This is a genomic window from Streptomyces atratus (genome assembly GCF_040655115.1).
Classification (GTDB): domain Bacteria; phylum Actinomycetota; class Actinomycetes; order Streptomycetales; family Streptomycetaceae; genus Streptomyces; species Streptomyces atratus_D.
On the sequence record NZ_JBFAJH010000037.1, the window covers coordinates 63,057 to 81,491 of the forward strand.

Below are 18,435 nucleotides of genomic sequence, written 5' to 3' on the forward strand. Positions count from 1 at the left end.
AGTCTATGACCGGATCCGCCCGCGCACCGGGCGGATCAGTGGCGATTTTCGGATCGGGCGGGAGCGGGGCGCGGTTGACGCCGCCGTGGCGCGTGCGGGTCGGCCTCGTGGCGCCGTGCCCCCGCCCGCTGGGTGGCCGCGATGCAGACGAGCACGGCCACCGCCGCCACCGGTGCGGCCGCCGAGACCTTCTCGCCGAGCAGCAGGAACGACCACGCCAGCGTCAGCAGAGGCTGTGCGAGCTGAAGCTGGCTCGCCCTCGGGACCCCGATCTCCGCCATGCCGCGGTACCAGACGTACAGGCCGACGAAGGTGGATCCCGCCGCCACCCAGACCAGGCCGATGACTCCGTGCGCGGTCGGCCGCACCGGCTCGAAGGAAAGCGCGATCGCCGCGCCCGCCACCATCAGCGGCGCCGCGAGAATCAGTGCCCAGCCGATCACCTGCCAGCCCGGCATGACCCCGGCCAGCCTGCCGCCCTCGGTGTACCCCGCCGCGCACACCAGCAGCGCGCCGAACAGGCAGAGGTCACCGGAGGAGAGCGCGCCGCCGCTCTGCTGCACGGTGAACACGATCACCACGGCCGCGCCGGCCAGTGCCGCGATCCAGAAGGTGCGGGGCGGACGCGACCCGGTCCGCAGTGTCGAGAGGACCGCCGTGGTCAGCGGCAGCAGCCCCACCACGACGGCTGCGTGCGAGGAGGTGGAGGTCTGCAGGGCCAGGGTGGTCAGTAGCGGGAACCCCACCACCACACCGCCCGCGACGACCGCGAGCCCGCCCCAGTGGCGGCTGTCGGGCACCGGGACCCGTCCCGAAAGCAGCACGGTGCCCGCGATCAGGGCGGCGAGCAGGCTGCGCAGGGTCACCAGCGACCAGGGGCCGAAGCTCTCCAGCCCCCAGACCGTGGACGGGAAGGTCAGCGAGAAGGCGACGACGCCGAGCCCGGCGAGCAGTGTGCCGCTCCGGCCCGCCAACGGGGCAACGGTTGTCGGAGGGGAGGTAACCGCTATCGATACCTGAGGGGTAGCGCTATCCTGTGCTGTCATGCAAGAGCGTAGCAGCGTCGCTGAGCTGGCTCGTTCCCTTCGGGGTGAATTGAACCGCTACTCACCTGGTGGAAAGCTGCCGTCGAGCCGGGCACTCGTGGAGCGATACCGGGTCAGTCCGGTGACCGTCTCCCGGGCGATCGCACAGCTCGCCGCCGAAGGGCTCGTCGTCACCCGCCCGGGTTCCGGCGCCTTCCGGGCGGAGCCCCGTACCGACGTGCCTCCGTCCGGCGACACTTCCTGGCAGGAGGTCTCCCTCAGCGGTGACGGCGGACCCGAGGTAGTGCCCCGCACCGTCGACGCCTCCGGCGTCCTGGTCACGCTCGCCGCACCGCCGCCCGGCGTCATCGAGCTGAACGGCGGCTATCTCCACCCCTCGCTCCAGCCCGAACGGGCGCTCGCCGCCGCCCTCGCCCGGGCCGGCCGCCGCCCTGGAGCCTGGGGCCGTCCGCCCACCGACGGGCTCACCGAGCTCCGTGCCTGGTTCGCCCGCGAGATCGGCCCCTCGCTCACCGCCGCCGACGTACTCATCACCGCGGGCGGTCAGAGCGCCCTGGCCGCCGCTCTGCGCGCCCTCGCCCCGCCCGGCGCCCCCGTCCTCGTCGAATCGCCCACCTACCCGGGCATGCTGGCGGCCGCCCGTGCCACCGGACTGCGTCCGGTCCCGGTCCCGATCGACGCCGACGGGGTCCGCCCCGAACTGCTCGCCGCCGCCTTCCGTGCCACCGGCGCCCGCGTCTTCGTCTGCCAGCCGCTCTTCCAGAACCCGACCGGCGCGGTCCTCGCACCGGACCGCCGGCGTGAGGTCGTCCGGATCGCCCGCGAGGCGGGGGCGTTCGTCGTCGAGGACGACTTCGCCCGCCGCCTCGTCCACGACGACGCGGGCCCGCTGCCCGCGCCGCTCGCCGCCGACGACCCCGACGGCGTCGTCGTCCATGTCTGCTCCCTCACCAAGATCACCTCGCCGAGCCTGCGGGTGGGTGCGCTGGCCGCCCGCGGCCCGGTGCTGGAACGACTGCGGGCCATCCAGATCGTCGACAGCTTCTTCGTCCCGCGCCCGCTCCAGGAAGCCGCGCTCGAACTGGTCGGCTCCCCGGCCTGGGGTCACCATCTGCGTTCGGTTCCAACGGAGTTGAAGAACCGGCGGACCGTCATGACGACCGCCCTGCGGCTCGAACTGCCCGGCCTGTCCCTCTCGCACATCCCCGCGGGCGGCGGCAGCCTCTGGCTGCGGCTGCCGGATGCCGAAGCCGGCCCCGACGAGGCGGCGTTGGTCTCGGCCGCCCTGCGCGCGGGCGTCGCGGTCGCGCCGGGCCGTCCGTACTTCTGTGCCGAACCCCCTTCCGCCCAGGTGCGGTTGAGCTTCGCCGCGGTCGCCGGGGCGGGCGAGATCGCGGAGGGCGTACGACGGCTGCGCACCGCCTGCGACAAACTCTTCGCCACCCCAGGCCGCCGCGACCTATCCTCCGGGCATGACTGACATCCCCCAGGAGCGTTACGAGATCTCGTCCGACCCGGCCCGGCTGGATCCGGCCCGGATCCACCACTGGCTCTCCACCGACGCCTACTGGGCGCTCGGCCGCACCCGCGAGAAGCAGGACCGGGCCATCACCGGATCACTCAACTTCGGCGCGTACGACACCACGTCAGGGGAACAGGTCGGCTACGCCCGGGTGGTGACCGACCATGTCACCTTCGCCTGGCTGTGCGATGTGTACGTCGACCGGTCGGCCCGCGGCCACGGGCTCGGCACCCGGCTCGCCGCCACCGTGCGCGAGCACCTCGCCCCGACCGGCATCCGCAGGCTCACCCTCGCCACCGACGACGCCCACGGCGTCTACGCGAAGGTCGGGTTCCAGACGCTCAAGGACCCCGAGAAGTGGATGTACCTCCGTCTCGACCGTCCCGGAGCCGTCCGGCAGCCGCCCTCTTGACCTCGACGGCGTTCGGATCCACGATCTCGGCCATGAGTGTCCGAGTCTCGCTCGTCGCCGCGGCGCGCAGCTCCTCCCTGCTCGCCGAACGCTTCGACGACGACCGGCCGCTCGACCAGGCCGGCTGGCACGAAGTGCAGCTCGCCGCACAGACGCTGGTGCCCCTGGGCGCCGCCGAACTCCGCTACTGCTCGCCGACCGCCCGCAGCCGCGCCACTGGCGAGGCGCTCGGCTTCGCCCCGATGGCCCAGCCCGCCCTGCGCGACTGCGACATGGGTCGCTGGCGCGGCTGGACCCTCTCCGATGTGGCGGCCCGCGAACCGGCCGCGGTGGACGCCTGGCTCGCCGACCCGCGCTCCGCACCGCACGGCGGCGAACCGCTGCTCGCCTTCATCGCGCGGATAGGGGGCTGGCTGGACACCCGGCCGGCCTGCGACGGCTCGATCGTCGCCGTCGCCGAGCCGTCCGTCGTCCGGGCCGCCCTCGTCTACGCGCTGGGGCCCCGCCCTCGACGTACTGGAACGTCGACGTCCGTCCGCTCTCCACGATCACGCTCATCGGTCTGCGGGGCCGTTGGAGCCTGCGCCTCGAAGCGGGCGCCCGCTGAACCGATGAGCGCCCCACCCCGAGGGAGTGCGGCACATTTCCGCCAGTCCGACCAGTCGGTACGTTAGCTGCCGACCCTGTCCCCTGATGGCCCCTCCTTTTCTTTCGGTTCAGACCGGGCTCCGCGAGCCCGACCCGAATCGAAAAAGAGACCCCCGGTGGCAGGGGGACGACAGAATAGCGATCGCCCGGATTTCCGCGCGGTGATCTCCAGACCGGGGCAACTGTCACAGGGATGGGTTCCGGACCCGGGAACCGCGACACACGGCCGCGAGAAGGCGTGCGCCGTGCGTCCGGGTGATGCGAACCAGGCCACGTCGCGGCTCACGCGAGCTGCGTGGGCTCGTCCTGAAGCCCGGACCTGATCTGCTCCCGCAGCTCCAGTCCGTCCGCATGACCGTGCACCGAAACGGCCAGCTCGGTGGTGGCGCGGACCACTTCCTCCGGCTCACCGGCGAGGGCGAGCGTGCATTTCGTCTCGCTGGGGTATTCCCGGCAGTCGGCGACCTTCCGCATGAGGTACCTCCCTGCTCCCTTCCACTCTAGGGCGGCGGTTCACGCCGCGGAGGGGGAGCAGGGAGGTGCAAGATGCGCTTACAGCCGCACGGAACCGTCCGGCTCCAGTCGACGCGGCCGGTCATTCACCCTTGTGTGCGGCGGCGACGAGCGTGACAGCCTCCGCGATGCCGGTCTCCGCGGCGGCCTTGTCGATGCCGAGCCGGGTCAGCACGCCCTCGCCGTCCTCGTGCTCCAGCAGGGCGAGCAGGATGTGCTCCGTTCCGACGTAGTTGTGCCCCATCCGCAGGGCCTCCCGGAACGTGAGCTCCAGTGCCTTGCGGGCCCCCGCGTCGTACGGAATGAGGTCCGGGAGCGCCTCGGCCGCGGGCGGCAGCGCCTCGGTCGCGGCTTGCCGGACGGCGTCCAGCGAGATGCCCTGCGCCTTGATGAACGCCGCGGCGAGCCCGTCCGGCTCACTGAGCAGTCCCAGTGCCAGATGCTCCGGACGCACCTCGTCGTTGCGCGCGGCGCGTGCCTCGTTCTGCGCCGCCATCACGACGTTCCGCGCCCGCTCGGTGAACCGGCTGAACCCCTGGCTGGGGTCGAGATCCGACGGTTCGCCGGGATCCTTGGCGACAAAGCGCTTCTGGGCCGCCTGCCGGGTGACGCCCATGCTCTTCCCGATCTCCGTCCAGGAGGCTCCCGAGCGGCGCGCCTGATCGACGAAGTGGCCGATCAGGTGGTCGGCCACGTCGCCGAGGTGATCGGCGGCGATGACCGCGCCCGAGAGCTGTTCGAGAGCGTCGGAGTGAACTTTCTTGATGGCTTCGATCAGTTCGTCGAGCCGTACCGGATTCGTCATGCGCACTGGATTCGCCATGCGTCAACCGTAGGTTGACAGTCATCATGTGTCAACCATCGGTTGACAGTACAAGGAAGAGGGTGGCGACGCTCGGTCCTGCGGGCGGGCCGGTCGGCCCGCTGCTCGGCCGGATCCAGTCATCGGCCGACCTCGCCCGGCGCGGCCGGTCGGCCGGCCGGCCGGTGAGAGTCGCGTGGAGAGTGAACGCCTGGTCGAGTCCGCCATGGTCGAGCCGTCCCACCGCCGTGCCCGGCAGCGGCTCCTGGGCCGTGACCACGGCATGGCCGACCTGGACGGCCGGCAGTCGCGGGGGCCGGGAAACCTGCGGAGCGGAGTGCGTCGACGACGGCGAGCGGGCCGGTCCGGAGCTCTGCGAGCTGTGTGCGGTCGCCGCTTCAGTACGGACCGGTGGCCGTCGGGCCAGGTCGCATGGCTGCGCCGACCTGCCCTCCCGGGCATGGGTCCGCCACGACCGGACGGACGCCGGTCCGGGAGTGCATGGCTGTCGCCATGGACACGACAACCAGCCGCTCGGCGCGTACCGGGCTCCGGTCGGAAGGATCCATCGGGTGATTATCGCCGCAGTCGGCGCGGGCGTCGCCGCAGACCCGAACGGTCTCGTCGGGTGGGCGTGGGCCGGGAGCAGGCGCCCGGCCCACGCTGACCGATCAGCGAGGGGCCGGGCGCCAGAGGGTCCCCCGTACGGTCAGAGGACGCCGGAGTCGGCGATGGTGACCTTCGCCCGGGTCTTGCCGCTCTGCGAGCCGTAGCTCTCGATCTTCTTGACCAGGTCCATGCTCTCCTGGCCGTCGACCTCGCCGAAGACGACGTGCTTGCCGTCCAGCCACGACGTCACGATCGTCGTGATGAAGAACTGGGAGCCGTTGGAGTTGGGGCCCGCGTTCGCCATCGACAGCAGTCCGGGCTTGTTGTGCGTGAGCTTGAAGTTCTCGTCGGCGAACTTCTCGCCGTAGATGCTCTTGCCGCCGCGGCCGTCACCGCTGGTGAAGTCGCCGCCCTGCAGCATGAAGTCCGGGATGACCCGGTGGAAGGACGAGCCCTTGTAGCCGAAGCCCTTCTCGCCGGTCGCCAGCGCGCGGAAGTTCTCCGCCGTCTTCGGAACCACGTCGTCGAACAGGTTGAACACGATCCGCCCGGCGGGCTCGTCATTGATGGTGATGTCGAAAAAAACCTTGGTCGTCATGGATCCATCCTGACATCACAGCGGTCGGCCACCACCGGACGGGGTGGTTGGAGCGTCGGATGGCCCAGCGGGTACTCGAACGTGAGTACGAGAAGGGGCTCCGTGCGGGTGATCGGCAGGACTGACTGATCATGCGTCAGAAACGTATGTGCGGTGCGCCGTTGCGTCGATCCGGGGTACGTGCCGGACGGATACCACGCACGGTGACCGGCACCTCTCGCTACGTCCGACCGCCACCCCGCAAGGCCAGGCACCACGAAGGAACCGGCCAACTCCCGCAAACCACCCACCGCGCCACCCCCCTCCCACCAGGCCGGGCACCTGCCATCCAGCCCAACGAGCATCAGCCGCCGATTCGGCCCCGGAACCCCCGTTCCCACCCCACGAACCCGCCGACAGGACTCACTCCCGCTCACCACAGCCCACTTCGGTGCAGCAAACCGGCAGCAGCTCGCACCCCCCGACAGGCAGGCCGATGTCCACGGAGAACCCGATCGCACCGGGGCGGGGCACGCCGAGGTCCGTGACGGGGAAGGTCCGACCGAACGTCAGGCCCCGTCGGATCCGGGTCCACTCCGCGTCGGTCACCAGGGGCTCACCCGCGTATCGCAGGCTTCCCGCCCCTCGGGCGGCCGCCGCGGGCAGGGCGGCCCACGGACCGTTCATCCGCCTGCTGTCGTCGCTGCCGCCGCACGGGCTGTCCGCCCGCGGGCCAGGACGCCCGTTCCCGGATCCTGCCGGTTTCCGGCCGCCCCCGGCGACGACGGCTTTCCGACGACAGGGTCTAGGAGCGACGACGGGGCTTGCCCCGCCTGCCGGTCTTGGGGCCGCCGGAGCCGCTCCGTGGGCTCTTGCCGGTCGACTTCCCGGCCGTGGACTTTCGCTGCGCGCAGCCTGTGTCAGGGCGCTTGCGCTGCTTCGGCTGCGCCGGGGTGGGGTTGCGCCCCCGTGAACTGTTGACGGTCCGCCCGCGGACGATCCCGATGAAGTCCTCCACCAGGTCGGTGGTTTTCTCCTCCGGCCACGACAGCGCGACGCGCGACTCGGGGGCGTCCGTGAGCGGCCGGTACGTGAGGTCCTTGCGGTGGTGCAGGCGTGCGAGTGACTGCGGGACGACGAGGAGGCCCACTCCCGCCGCCACCAGTTCGATGGCGTCCGCCGTCGTGGCGGGACGCTCGATCGCGGGCCGGCCCGGCGGACGCTCCCAGTCGAGGGTGTCGTCGAGGGGGTGCAGCACGACGTCGTCGGCCAGATCCGCTTCGGACACCTCGTCGACCGTCGCCACGATGTGGTCCTTCGGGACCACGACCACCGTCGTCTCGGTGTAGAGGGGGATCGCGCTGAGGTCCGTCCGGTCGATCGGCAACCGCACGAAACCCGCGTCGGCGTCACCGCTCCGCAACAGGTCGGATGCTTCGGCGGCGGCCACCGCGACGAGAGTCAGTGGGATGTCGGGCAGCCGCTCGTTCCAGATACGTACCCACTTGGTCGGCGTCACGCCTGGGACGTACGCGAGCCGGAACGAGGGGGGTGCGTCGGAGCCTGTCACTCCGCCAGGTTACCGGTCGTGGTCGGAGGTATCGCACACGCTCGCTACTCTTGACACCATGACGTCCCACCAGACCACCCAGACGATGAAGCCCGCAACCGCGGCGAAGAAGCTGGGTGTGTACCTCGAGGCCACCCCCGCCGAGTTCCAGGAGGGTGTCGTCTCGCGCAGCGAGCTGAACGCGCTGCAGGCCGATCCGCCCGAGTGGCTGCAGGAGCTGCGGCGCAACGGACCGCACCCCCGCCCGGTGGTCGCGGCGAAGCTGGGCGTCTCCATCGCGGGTCTCGCACGTGGCGGGGTCACGGACGCCCTCACCACGGAGCAGATCGACGCGCTGAAGAAGGATCTCCCCGAGTGGCTGCAGAAGGAGCGCGCCACCCAGGCCGAGGTCCGGAAGGAAGCGGTGCGCATCAAGGAGAAGAACGCGGAGCGGGCCGGTCAGCCCCAGCGACCGCGCTCCTGACCTGCTTCTCCCGGAGTTCTGACTCGACGACGCTGTCGGTGGCCCTCACCCCGGTGAGGACCACCGACAGCGTCGTTTCTGCGAGCGCCGCGCCCGTGGGGCGGGGCTGACGCTCCACGGGGCGGCTGCGCGACGACGCCGGTCGGCGCGCGCCTTCCGGCGTACGGACCGGTGGCTTCACGCTCGCCCGGCGGCCCGGAGACGATTGCCGAAAACGGGTGGCAAGCAGTGATGTGCCCCACATGGTTGGTGCGCCCGTGATCCTGGCTGCCGGTGCTCGCCGCCCGCGCCCGCAGCGCGTGAGCGACGGCTTCCCCGGAGACCTGCTCGCGAGGCCGGGCGCTGCTCAGTTCAGATGCACCGGCAGTGAGTCCACCCCGTACACGACCGACAACTTACGGAACTCCAGCTCCTCCGGCCGCACCGCAAGGCGCAAGTCCGGAAAACGGGCTACCAATTTGGGGAAGGCCGCGCGGAGTTCCATCTTGCCGAGTTCGGCGCCGATGCAGCGGTGGATGCCGTGTCCGAACGCCAGGTGGGACGAGGCGGGTGGGCGGGTCGGGTCGAAGGTGTCCATCGCGGGGCCGAGGCGCGGGTCGCGGTCGGCGGCGCTGAGGGAGACGATGACGATGTCGCCGGCGGATATGCGTACGCCGCCGACCTCCATGTCCTCGCGGGCGAAGCGCGGGAAGGCCGTCTGGACGACCGTGAGGTGGCGCAGGAGTTCGTCGACGAAGGGGGCGGCGACCGCGGCCGGGTCGTCTGCGTTGCGCATGGCCGCGAAGTGCTTGCGGTCCTGGAGCATGACCAGTGTGCCGAGGGCGAGCATGCTCGCGGTCGTTTCCAGACCGCCGGTGAGGACGCCGTCGGCCAGGCCGGTGAGTTCCTCGTCGGTGACGCTGTCGCCGTGTTCGCGGATGAGCATGCCGAGCAGACCGTCGCCGGGGTTGCGGCGCTGCTGTTCGACCAGGCCGTGCAGGTACTCCCTGGACTGGGAGATCGCGCCGAAGGACGCGCCGACGCCGCCGAGAACATCGAAGCGGGCGACCGAGAACTGCTGGAAGGCGTCCCGTTCCTCGTAGGGAACGCCGAGGAGCTCGCAGATGACCAGGGCCGGGACCGGCAGCGCGAAGTGCTCGACGAAGTCGACCCGCCCGTCGGTGTCCGCGGCCTTTGCCAGTTCGGCCAGGCATTCCTCGGCGATCGCGTGGATACGGGGCGTCAGACGGCTGAGGCGGCGCATCGTGAACTCGGGGGTGAGCAGCCGACGCAGGCGTGTGTGGTCGGGCGGGTCGCAGAAGCCCAGGCCGCCTGGCTGATGGTTCTCGGTGACACCCGTGTGGTTGACGAGGTTGGCGAAGTCGTTGCTGAAGGCGCGTGCGTCGCCGAGGACCTGCTTGGCTTCGTCGTAACCGGAGACCAGCCAGACCGTCATGCCAGGTATGGGCAGTCGGCTGACCGGTTCCCGGTCGCGCAGCGCGCCGATCTCCGCGACGGGGTCGAGGCCGTCACGGCGCAGCGGCAGCAGCGCGGCGTCGGGCAGCTTCGAGAGAATGGAGAGGTCGAGGCCGCGGCCCTTCTTCCGAAGCCGGGAGAAATAGAGACGGGTCACCCACGTCGCTATCGCGGAACGTGCGGAAGGTATGGACATGTACTCGTGCTCGCATCTGTGAGGTGGGACGGACGAGGCCGGTGCCGGTAACCGGTGCGGGGAGCCCAGCAGGAGGGTAAGCCCTGCCGGCCCGCAGACCGGTAACCCCCGTGGCGGCGCCGACGAAGAGGCACCGCGGTCCAGGGAGGCAGCGAGCGGTTGTCCATGACCTGGATCGGTGCGTTCCGGCACACCCCACGACGACCTGGCTGTCACCGGCCCGGCCCGCCTCGCCCTCGAAACCGCGGCCACCGCCGATGCGGCCGTGCGAACCTGTGCGAACGAGGGTGTTCGGGCGGTACGAGGGCGGCGACGGCCTTCGCGCCGACTCGGGATCGGAATCGCCGCCCATCGGTTCCCAGTTGCGCCGCTGTGGCTGAGTGCCCCAGTCGGCGTCGGGGGGCCGCGTCCTACCGGATGCCCGCCATACGGTTGCTTCCGTGACCGCACCGGCGTGCGGGCGCCTCATGCACCATGGCGGGATGGCGGCGGGCCGTCGCCCCCGCGCGTGGCGTCGTCATTCGCCTCGCCAGATGTTGTCGAAGGCCGCGTCCTCGATGGCTCGCCGTTGGCGTACGGCCTCCAGCTCCATCAACGCGTCATTGACGGAGGCCAGCACGGTCACCACCGCGTCGTCGGCCACGCTCGAGACGTCTCCGGTCCACTCGTCGCGGATCCCGATGGCCGCCCCAAGGGTGGCGAGGACGGGCTCATCCGATGTCCAGCGGTTCGCCGCCTCGCGGCGGGCGGGCGAATCGGCCAGCACCGGATGGCCGCTCCGGAAGGGCATCCCGCGGCGGCGCTGCCGAGTGAGCTGCCCTTCCGCCTCGAGCGCGGCCAGATAGGCCGCGGAGAGGCCGCGACCTCTGCGCCAGAGCCAGTCGCCGACCGATTCGTACGGCGCTTCTCGGATCAGCACCGCCGCAGCCTCGTCCAGCAGGCGATCGGCCATGGGGGGCCGGAGGCCCGGCACGATCCGATCGCCGTCCAGTCTGATGGCCTCGGCACCGAGGAGGTCGATCATCTCGGCTCCCGCGAGCGCGAGCGACAGGTCGCCCTGCTCCACAGGGCGACCCTGCGCCATGTCCATGACGGCGATCGAGAGGTCCCGCGGTGTGGTCATGAAGGGCTCCACGTCAGAGTCATCGGTGGCGATGTGTCGCTGAGCAGCTGATCCGGCACCCGATGCGACGCCGGGCGGCAAGCCCGGCTGCCGTTGTCGGTGGCCGCGGCGATCGCCGAGCGGATTTGCTGCGCGTAGCCGGCGGGCGGGAAGTCCGGCCGGTGCTGTCCATCGGGATCAGATCACTGATTGTGTGGTCGGTGAATGGGGAAAGGACCTTCCTGCCCGTCGCCGGGCATTCCCGATATCGAGCTTACGGAGCGAGGGCGGCAGCTGCATCCGGCGTCGGCCCCCACCATGCTGCCCTGGCCGCCGACCGAAGCTCCGGCCGCACCCGGACCGAGTGCTGAGTCGGCAGCTGGAGCGCTGGGTCACATGCCCGCTTCGGTTCGCCACACTGGCCGACTGCCACGCTCGGTCGCACCACCTGTGCCGAAGCACGCCGGCTGTCACCTACGCAGGTTCGCTGTCACCGGGACCCTTTCCTCAGCCCAGTGTGATCCGGGCGGCGACCGGCAGGTGGTCGCTGCCGGTGGCGGGCAAGGTGTGGATGTCGGCGGCGGTCGCCGAGCGGGCCATGACCTGGTCGATCCGGGCCAGCGGGAAGGCGGCGGGGAAGCTGAAGGCGAAACCGCGTTCCGCTACGTTCATCCGGGAGGCCAGCGAGGTCAGCCCACGGTCGTCGACCGTGCTGTTGAGGTCCCCCAGCAGGATCACCGTTGTCAGCTTCTCGGCGGCGACGGCCTTGCCCAGCAGACCGGCGCTCTCGTCGCGCCAGGAGGACGCGAGGCCGCTCGCCCGGACGCGGACCGATGGCAGGTGCGCGACGTACGCCGCGATCTCGCCGTGCGGCGTGTGGACCACGGTCCGCAGCCCGCGACTCCAGGCCTCCACGATCCCCTGGGGTTTGATGTCCAACAGACGGGTGTCGGTCAGCGGATGCTTCGACCAGAGTCCGACAGTGCCCTGGACCGTGTGGTGCGGGTAGTCCGAGGCGAGGGTCTTCTCGTAGACCAGCAGCGCCGGGGGTAGCAGCTCCTCCAGTGCGATGAGATCGGGCTCGGCGTCGGCCAGGGCGCGGGCCGTGCCTGCCGGGTCGGTGTTCCGGGTGATTCAGTCCGCGTCACAGTGCCGCGGATGGTCGAGGCATCGCCCGACCCGCAACTTCCGGCCCCGAGGGTGGTCGGCGTCGATGAGTAGGCGACGCGCAAGGGCCGTAACTACGGGACCGTGGTGGACAGCGAACCACGTCGGCCGGCGCACCTGCTGCCCGACCGGGAGGCTTCGACCTTGGCCGCATGGCCGGCCAAAAGGCCGGGGACCGAGGTCGTATGCCGTGACTGCGTACCGTTCTTCGCGCAGGCGTGCCCGCAGGAGTGCCCCGGGCGGTGCAGGTGGCGGACCATTGGGATGTGTGGCACAACCTGAGCGAAGCCGCCGAGCGGAGCGTCGCCCGGCGCCGCGGCTTGCTGCGCGTCCTGGGCGGGCTACGACCGGTGTGACTGAGCGCCCAATTTGGCCCGCTCGGCCAACTACAACGCTCAACTCCAGACGACGCGGACATGGCGTCGAGGTGCCAGCACCTACCGCGCACTCGGCGGCACTCCTGGCCGTGGGGCCGCTGGCCCTCCTCGCCAGGTCAAGCGTCACTGGTCGCCGGAGCGGCGGGGTGCTGTCATGGTAGGGAAGACGCGTTGACGAGCTGGCAGGGCCGCGGAGGCCGACGCGCCGCGCGTCGTCCGCCCGGGCGGTCCGACCGCGCCCGCCCCGTCGCAAAACGGAGGAGGCCGACGCCATGCTGCACCGCCGCACGGTCGGTGACGTGATGACCGAGGAGGTCGTCACCCTCCGCCCCAACACACCGTTCCAGGAGGTCGTCGGCCTGCTGGATGTGAACGACATCGTCGCGGCCCCGGTCGTCGACGACGACGGCGCCCTCGTCGGCGTCGTGTCCGCGTCCGACGTGCTGCGGCACGAGACCGGCATGCCCGATCCGCAGGGGCAGGACGGGAACGACGAGGGCGCCTGGGGCAAGGCCCGGGCCCGAACCGCGGGCGCGCTCATGAGCAGCCCCGCCTTCACCGCCCGCGCCGACTGGACGATCCCCCGGGCCGCGCGGGAACTCCGCAGGCGGCACGTCAAGCAGCTGCCGGTGGTCGGCGACGACGGGCACCTCACCGGCATCATCAGCCGCAGCGACCTGCTCGACGCCTTCATCCGCTCCGACGTCGAGATCCGCGGCGAGGTGGAGCAGGACGTCCTGGGGTGCATCCTCGGCCTGGACGAGGGCACCGTCGCGGTCGAGGTCCGAGACGGGGTCGTCACCCTGCGGGGTCACGTCCCGGAACCGCGTCTCGTCCCGGTGGTCGTGGGCCTCTGCCAGGGCGTCGACGGTGTCGTCGCCGTGGACGCCCACCTTGCCGCCGCCCGGGCGGGCTAGGTCGGGCAGCGCTAAGTCACAAGTGGTTTGACTGAGCACCGTAGTTGGCCCCGACCAACTCCATGCTCAGCGTGACTGTCTACCGCCAAGGGCTCGTCTGCTGGCGTGGTGTGCGGGTCAGGCGAGGCGAGCCACGATGGCGCGGCAGGTGTCCTGCAGTTCTTGATCGTTCTCGATGCTCCTGAAGCGGCCGCTGCGGCGGGGGAATGCGAGTTCCGCTCGGATGCGGGGGAGGGCCGGTGCGGCGACCGGGCCCATGCGGTTCAGGCAGGCCAGGACGTGGTTCGAGGTCGCATCGTTCTCGTCCCAGGCGGCCAGCAGTGTCTGTACGACGAGGGGGGCCTCGGCCTCGCCGCCGATGTCCCACAGTGCTGCCGCGGCGTGGACTCGGGTCCACTCGTAGCTGGCGGTCAGCATCTTCCGGAGGCGCGGCAGCGCTGTCTCGGCGGGCGGGCCGATCCGGCCGAGCACGTCGGCCGCCTCGTGGTGCCGGTAGCTGTCGAGCAGGTCATTCAGTCGCGGCAGAGCCACGTACAGAGACCCTGCTGCGACTTTTCGGGATAGATGACACCGCGGTGTTGGGCTGAGCTGGGCCCCTGGTTGAGTCTATTCGCACTGCTTGACACCGGAAGGTCGTTCTTTGTTGCCACCGGCGCCTGTTTTCGCGTGGTGGGTGGACCTCAACTCTTGACGGCCTCTGCGATCTGTAGGGCGGCCTGGGCGGGCGTGAGGTGCGTGGTGTCGACGACATCGGCCTCGCTGCGTAGCCAGGTGCGGGCCGCCTCGGCGTAGGGCTCGAGGTATTTGAGGCGGAATGGGGAGGGGCCAAGAAGAGTGTCCCCCTCGATGCGCCTGCGGAGGGTGTCTTGGTCAGCGTGGAGGACGAAGTGCTTTACCGGAATGGCATGTTGGGCGAGGCCCGTGCTGATCTCGCGCCAGTACTGCTCGACCAGGACAGTCATGGGCATCACCAGAGTGCCGCCGGTGTAGTCGAGTACGCGGCGGGCGGTCTCGACGACGAGCGGCCGCCGCGGCGGCCAGTGCTGGAAGTTGTCCGTCCCGGGCAGCCCCGGCGTGATGTCCATGAGTGTCTCGCCGACCTTCTCGGCGTCGAACACCCGTGAATCCGGGATCAGTGGCTGCACGAGTGCACTGGTCGTTGTCTTGCCGGCGCCGTGGGTGCCGTTGAGCCATACGATCACGGGGCCCGATGCTAGCGCTGTGCGGGCCGTGGGAACGGGCACGGCAGAAACCCGTTACGGCTTCGGCGTTTCTCAGGGTGGTGTCAACCACCAAGATCAGGTGTCACCTATCTCGAAAAGTCGCACCTGCTGGCACCTAAGGCGCTCATCTGGGCCAACTGAAACGCTCAGGGGCCAACTACGGCGCTCAGCGGATAGCCGTGCCCGGAAAGCTTGGTCTCCGGAGGTCAGTGGCCGCCGAGGCCCCATGCGTCGAGTCCGCCGTAGATATGGGCCTCCCGGCAGTGGGGGGCGGAGAAGCCGACGGCTTCTCCGCGGTAGATGGCGATGAGCGAGTCCTTGCCTCGCCACCAGGTGTCGGTCAGTCCCTGGACTTCGGGTATCGGCTCAAATCCGTCGAGGTCCACCTGCTCGACGGCGTCGCCCTTGATCTTCGTGATGGTCTTGGCCCAGTAGCTCGCGTGGTGGGCCAGCGCCAGGGCTTCCACCCATCCCTCCGTACCAGCGTGCAGAGGCGTCCAGTGATCGGCGTCGATCCCGAACTCACCTCCGGGCCCGATCATGAATCCGTGAGCCATGGACACGCGACAGCCGCCGGCTGGGAAACGCCACCCGTCTGCGGCCGGGCCCTCGGGAACGTCGGCTCCGAGAACACGCGGGCCGCCCTCGTACGCGGGGGCTGGGGGCAGGGCGATGCCGCCCCAGTAGAGGCCTATCTCGGAGGGTCTGAGATCTTGGAGCAGTTCCAGATGGACGCTGAGCGAGTCGGTCCAGGCGTCGAGGTCATCGCCGACGTCATGGAAGCTCGTGGCCCCCGTCTCCGGAGCGAAGAACGGCAGACCCGCACTCGGTGCCCGGCGAACTCGGCCACCACCGCGGCCGGGACCCGGGGTAGGGCCACTCCAGCTCCGCGCCCCAGTCCGGGCGCATCGGCAGTGGCAGCAGCACATCACGCAGCAGCATCGCCACCTCCACCGACGAGTCCGACACCGGTGTGAGACGGAACGCGCCGAGCGAATGTGAATTAGGTGTCCAGGGCCAAGGTGAGATGGACGGAGATCGGGGTGCCGAAGACATCGTCGAGCACCTTCACCGGCAGCGGCGTGGTGTCCAGTGCGACCACCTGCCCCGGCCGGACGATCACCACCTTCGCCCTCCCCGTCTCCACCGCCGCAGCGGAGCGGATGTAACGCTGCCGTGCCCCCTCGGTGCCGAACCATTCCTTCCACACCTTCACCAGCGTGGTGTAGTGCGGCACCACCACCTTCTTGCCCTTGAACTTCTCCCGCACGTACCGGTGGATCATCCGTTCCTTTGTCTTCATGCTCACCTTCGAGCGATGCAGCGACTCGGCATGAACGGCCCGGATTGCCTCGGCGACTTCGTCGCCGATCGCACGGCGGCCACGCAGGGGCGGCGTCCACCTCCCGTCCGCCAGGCCCATTAACCCGTTCTCGTCGTACTGAGCTCACCAGGCCGGGCCCAGGACCGGCTGCCACTGCGGTAGCCCGTCTCCACCTCCAGCAGATGCGCCATCCGGATCCAGGCCCGCGTCAGGTCGTGCTCTTCAAGATCCTCGCTCCGAGGCCGCTGCCGCCCGCCGTCCATCAGGCCCTCCCCACCGGGTAGATCCACGTGGCATCGTCCAACGGCTGAGTCAGGTCCATCGCCAGGCGGCGGTGCCAGAGCAGGTGAACCGCATGTGTGCGGGCCACCGCCGGCAGCGAGGTGGCCTCCGCCAGCTCGCCGAACCGCTGAGGACGTTCCCATCCGCCCCGTGGCCAGCAGGTACTGCAATCCGGGACGGTGCCACTGCCCTGCCCGCCAGGTGAACCCGCGAACCGGCACCGATGCGATGGCCGGGACGCTGGCCAGCTCCTGGACCGGACAGATCACATCCGCTTGTGCGGCCCTCCACCTCGCCGTCCACCGCCGGGCCCAGCCGAGCTTTGTGTCCAGCCTCTCCGCCACGGCCGGATCGATGGCGTACGGCGCGATGAGGTCATCCAGGGCGCAGCTGTGCGACCACACCGGCCGGGATTCAATCTTTGGAGTACGGACCGCAACCTTCATGCCCCCAGAACAGCCCGCTCGCACCGCCTCCCGTACGGCTTCCCCGAAGGCGCTAAAGGGCCAACCCAGACGCTCAGTCACGACCGGTGAGACGGAGCAGCCGATCTGGCGGACTGAGCATCTGACTTGGCGGGGCTGAGCAGGCAGATTTTGCCGGTCAGAGCGTTGCAGTTGGGCTGTGTACGTCTCGCTCGGCGTGCACCGCCCCGGCTCTCCGTCGGCCTGAGCTGGGCGTTAGCCTCAGCGGATGATTCCTGCGCCCCGTCCGAAGGTCATCACGCGCCACCGCGACGGGCAGATCCATGCCTACGTGATCGAATCCGGTGCTTTCGGGACGCTGGAGCCCGCCGCGGTGTTCCGGCCGCAGGCTGGAGACGAGGTCGTGGCGTCGGTAGTTCGGCCCGATCTGGAGCGAGTCGTGTACACGACGCTGAACGGGGCGGTCTGCCTCACGCGCGCCGGTGCCCTGGTGTGGGCGTCGGACTTCGAGCCGCACTCCGATGTACGCCTTGGCCACCGGCCCGGCTGTGCGCTGTCTCTGGACGGCCGGACTGTGTGGGTCTACCGGCCAGACGCGATGGCGGAACGCAGGGGCGGAGACCAGTGGGTCGTGCACGACGCCGACAGCGGCGCGGTCCTAGGCCGACGGGAATTGGAGACGGTCGGGCACGGCGCTGGCCACCACGTGCACCCCGTGGACGGCAGCATCTACCTGGACATCGGTGAGGGCCAGGACGGCTCCGTCATTCTTCGGGGCACGGTCGGGGCCGACGGCGAACCAGAGTTCGTGACGTACTCGTGGTGGGACCGCTGCCTGATCGACCTGGCGCCAGGCGGGGAGCAGTTCATGACCGTCGACCACGGGCAGGCGGACGTCGCCTTCCACCACCACCCCAGCGGCGACGTTCTCTTCACTCTCCCCGTCGAAGCCTTCGGGTACGACCCGGAGGAGACGTTCGTGGAATGGAGCGGCGGCTACCTGACCCCGGACACGGCCGTGGTCACCCTCGGCGGTGAGAGCGAGGACGAGGAGGAGTGGTTCCGCTACCACCTGGTCGACGTGCGCACGGGCACGATCTGCGGTGAGATCACCGTCGAGGTGACCAGCCCGTACGAACTTGATCCCCTGGGCGACGGCTCCTGGCTCACCCAAGGCCCCGACGGCCACCCCGTCCGCCGGTCCCACGCTCCGCACCCGGCAGGCTGAAGGGCCCACTCTGGCGTGGCTTCACGTGAAGCCCGCACAGTACCGAGACGGGGCCGCCACCCTGCCCGCCATCTGAGCTGCTCAGACCCGCCAGATCGAGGCTCAGCCGTCAGATCGGCTGTGTAGGGTCTCGCCGCTCGTGACATGTCGATCTTGCGTGACCTGGGGCGTTCTTGGCTGTCTCACGGCCTTGTCACCCATGATCAGTCTCAAATCCGTGGCATTTCCTCGCGAGGGCGAGGTCGAGATCAGGCGGCTTGTCCGAGTCGGCCGAGTACACCACGCTGAGCCCCGAGCACGAGGGCTACCGGCGAGCCCAGATCGCGCACCGATGAGTTTCCCGCGCCGCGCTGGTCTATACGCCGGACACCCACGAACGGAAGGCTGAGCCATGCGGAAACTGATCTACGGCATGAACCTGACCCTGGACGGCTACATCGCCGCGGCCGGCGACGACATCGGCTGGAGCGGACCGCCGAGCGACGAGCTGTTCCGGTGGTGGCTCGACCACGAGCAGGCGAGTGGCCTGTCGCTGTATGGGCGCAAGCTGTGGGAGACGATGAGCTCCTACTGGCCG

Annotated in this window: 18 protein-coding genes and 2 pseudogenes; 7 read left to right on the top strand and 13 right to left on the bottom strand. The window is 70.2% G+C overall.

Translation table 11 applies throughout. The features are described from left to right. Positions 1–35: 35 nt before the first annotated feature. Positions 36–1,046: a DMT family transporter gene (locus AB0I23_RS29775; protein WP_359113880.1), complete on the bottom strand. Its 1,011-nt coding sequence runs from the start codon at positions 1,044–1,046 to the stop codon at positions 36–38. Between AB0I23_RS29775 and AB0I23_RS29780 the strand changes: the two genes are divergently transcribed. The 3 genes and pseudogenes from AB0I23_RS29780 to AB0I23_RS29790 all read left to right on the top strand — a co-directional run bounded on the left by AB0I23_RS29780 (position 1,045) and on the right by AB0I23_RS29790 (position 3,587). Next, positions 1,045–2,526: a PLP-dependent aminotransferase family protein gene (locus tag AB0I23_RS29780; RefSeq protein WP_359113881.1), complete on the top strand. Its 1,482-nt coding sequence runs from the start codon at positions 1,045–1,047 to the stop codon at positions 2,524–2,526. The genes AB0I23_RS29775 and AB0I23_RS29780 overlap by 2 nt on opposite strands. Further along, on the top strand, positions 2,519–2,980 hold the full coding sequence (locus tag AB0I23_RS29785; RefSeq protein ID WP_359113883.1) for a GNAT family N-acetyltransferase: 462 nt from the start codon (positions 2,519–2,521) through the stop codon (positions 2,978–2,980). The genes AB0I23_RS29780 and AB0I23_RS29785 overlap by 8 nt, the downstream gene beginning before the upstream one ends. A 32-nt stretch (positions 2,981–3,012) precedes the next feature. Next, a pseudogene (locus tag AB0I23_RS29790) lies at positions 3,013–3,587 on the top strand (histidine phosphatase family protein). A gap of 323 nt (positions 3,588–3,910) precedes the next feature. Here the strand turns inward: AB0I23_RS29790 and AB0I23_RS29795 are convergent. The 5 genes from AB0I23_RS29795 to AB0I23_RS29815 all read right to left on the bottom strand — a co-directional run bounded on the left by AB0I23_RS29795 (position 3,911) and on the right by AB0I23_RS29815 (position 7,699). After that, the gene (locus AB0I23_RS29795; protein WP_037698957.1) at positions 3,911–4,102 is read right to left on the bottom strand and encodes a DUF1059 domain-containing protein; all 192 of its coding nucleotides are present in this window, start codon (positions 4,100–4,102) and stop codon (positions 3,911–3,913) included. Positions 4,103–4,223: 121 nt separating this feature from the next. Further along, the gene (locus tag AB0I23_RS29800; RefSeq protein WP_359113885.1) at positions 4,224–4,964 is read right to left on the bottom strand and encodes a Clp protease N-terminal domain-containing protein; all 741 of its coding nucleotides are present in this window, start codon (positions 4,962–4,964) and stop codon (positions 4,224–4,226) included. A 688-nt stretch (positions 4,965–5,652) separates the two neighbouring features. After that, positions 5,653–6,150: a peptidylprolyl isomerase gene (locus AB0I23_RS29805; RefSeq protein ID WP_037698953.1), complete on the bottom strand. Its 498-nt coding sequence runs from the start codon at positions 6,148–6,150 to the stop codon at positions 5,653–5,655. A gap of 402 nt (positions 6,151–6,552) precedes the next feature. Continuing rightward, complete coding sequence (locus AB0I23_RS29810; protein ID WP_359113887.1) at positions 6,553–6,816, bottom strand: hypothetical protein; 264 nt, start codon at positions 6,814–6,816, stop codon at positions 6,553–6,555. 118 nt (positions 6,817–6,934) lie between these two features. After that, complete coding sequence (locus AB0I23_RS29815) at positions 6,935–7,699, bottom strand: LysR family substrate-binding domain-containing protein (RefSeq protein ID WP_359113889.1); 765 nt, start codon at positions 7,697–7,699, stop codon at positions 6,935–6,937. 58 nt (positions 7,700–7,757) lie between these two features. On the opposite strand from AB0I23_RS29815, the gene AB0I23_RS29820 reads away from it, so the two are divergent. After that, entirely contained in the window at positions 7,758–8,162 is a 405-nt protein-coding gene (locus AB0I23_RS29820) for a DUF5997 family protein (protein ID WP_359113890.1), read from the top strand. Between the two features lie 346 nt (positions 8,163–8,508). Here AB0I23_RS29820 and AB0I23_RS29825 read toward each other — a convergent pair whose 3' ends face one another. From AB0I23_RS29825 to AB0I23_RS29835, 3 genes and pseudogenes are all read right to left on the bottom strand, one after another. Continuing rightward, positions 8,509–9,813 (bottom strand): cytochrome P450, encoded by a 1,305-nt coding sequence (locus AB0I23_RS29825; protein WP_359113892.1) that lies wholly within the window; start codon positions 9,811–9,813, stop codon positions 8,509–8,511. Positions 9,814–10,330: 517 nt separating this feature from the next. Further along, on the bottom strand, positions 10,331–10,936 hold the full coding sequence (locus AB0I23_RS29830) for a GOLPH3/VPS74 family protein (RefSeq protein ID WP_359113910.1): 606 nt from the start codon (positions 10,934–10,936) through the stop codon (positions 10,331–10,333). Positions 10,937–11,422: 486 nt separating this feature from the next. Continuing rightward, positions 11,423–12,040 (bottom strand): annotated as a pseudogene (locus tag AB0I23_RS29835) (endonuclease/exonuclease/phosphatase family protein); the annotation flags it as partial. Between the two features lie 691 nt (positions 12,041–12,731). Here AB0I23_RS29835 and AB0I23_RS29840 point away from each other — a divergent pair. After that, entirely contained in the window at positions 12,732–13,376 is a 645-nt protein-coding gene (locus AB0I23_RS29840) for a CBS domain-containing protein (protein WP_359113894.1), read from the top strand. A gap of 117 nt (positions 13,377–13,493) precedes the next feature. On the opposite strand, the gene AB0I23_RS29845 is transcribed toward AB0I23_RS29840, so the two are convergent. The 4 genes from AB0I23_RS29845 to AB0I23_RS29860 all read right to left on the bottom strand — a co-directional run bounded on the left by AB0I23_RS29845 (position 13,494) and on the right by AB0I23_RS29860 (position 15,902). After that, complete coding sequence (locus AB0I23_RS29845) at positions 13,494–13,907, bottom strand: hypothetical protein (RefSeq protein ID WP_359113895.1); 414 nt, start codon at positions 13,905–13,907, stop codon at positions 13,494–13,496. A 149-nt stretch (positions 13,908–14,056) separates the two neighbouring features. After that, positions 14,057–14,578 carry an ATP-binding protein gene (locus tag AB0I23_RS29850; protein ID WP_359113897.1) on the bottom strand — a complete coding sequence of 174 codons (522 nt, stop codon included), beginning with the start codon at positions 14,576–14,578 and terminating at the stop codon, positions 14,057–14,059. 227 nt (positions 14,579–14,805) lie between these two features. Beyond that, positions 14,806–15,528, bottom strand: coding sequence for a hypothetical protein (locus AB0I23_RS29855; RefSeq protein ID WP_436847015.1), 723 nt, complete (start codon positions 15,526–15,528; stop codon positions 14,806–14,808). Positions 15,529–15,602: 74 nt separating this feature from the next. Beyond that, complete coding sequence (locus AB0I23_RS29860) at positions 15,603–15,902, bottom strand: hypothetical protein (RefSeq protein ID WP_359113899.1); 300 nt, start codon at positions 15,900–15,902, stop codon at positions 15,603–15,605. Positions 15,903–16,898: 996 nt separating this feature from the next. Between AB0I23_RS29860 and AB0I23_RS29865 the strand changes: the two genes are divergently transcribed. Both AB0I23_RS29865 and AB0I23_RS29870 read left to right on the top strand, forming a co-directional pair. Continuing rightward, on the top strand, positions 16,899–17,858 hold the full coding sequence (locus AB0I23_RS29865) for a hypothetical protein (RefSeq protein ID WP_359113901.1): 960 nt from the start codon (positions 16,899–16,901) through the stop codon (positions 17,856–17,858). Positions 17,859–18,249: 391 nt separating this feature from the next. Beyond that, a partial coding sequence (locus tag AB0I23_RS29870) for a dihydrofolate reductase family protein (protein ID WP_436847016.1) occupies positions 18,250–18,435 on the top strand: 186 nt, incomplete at its 3' end.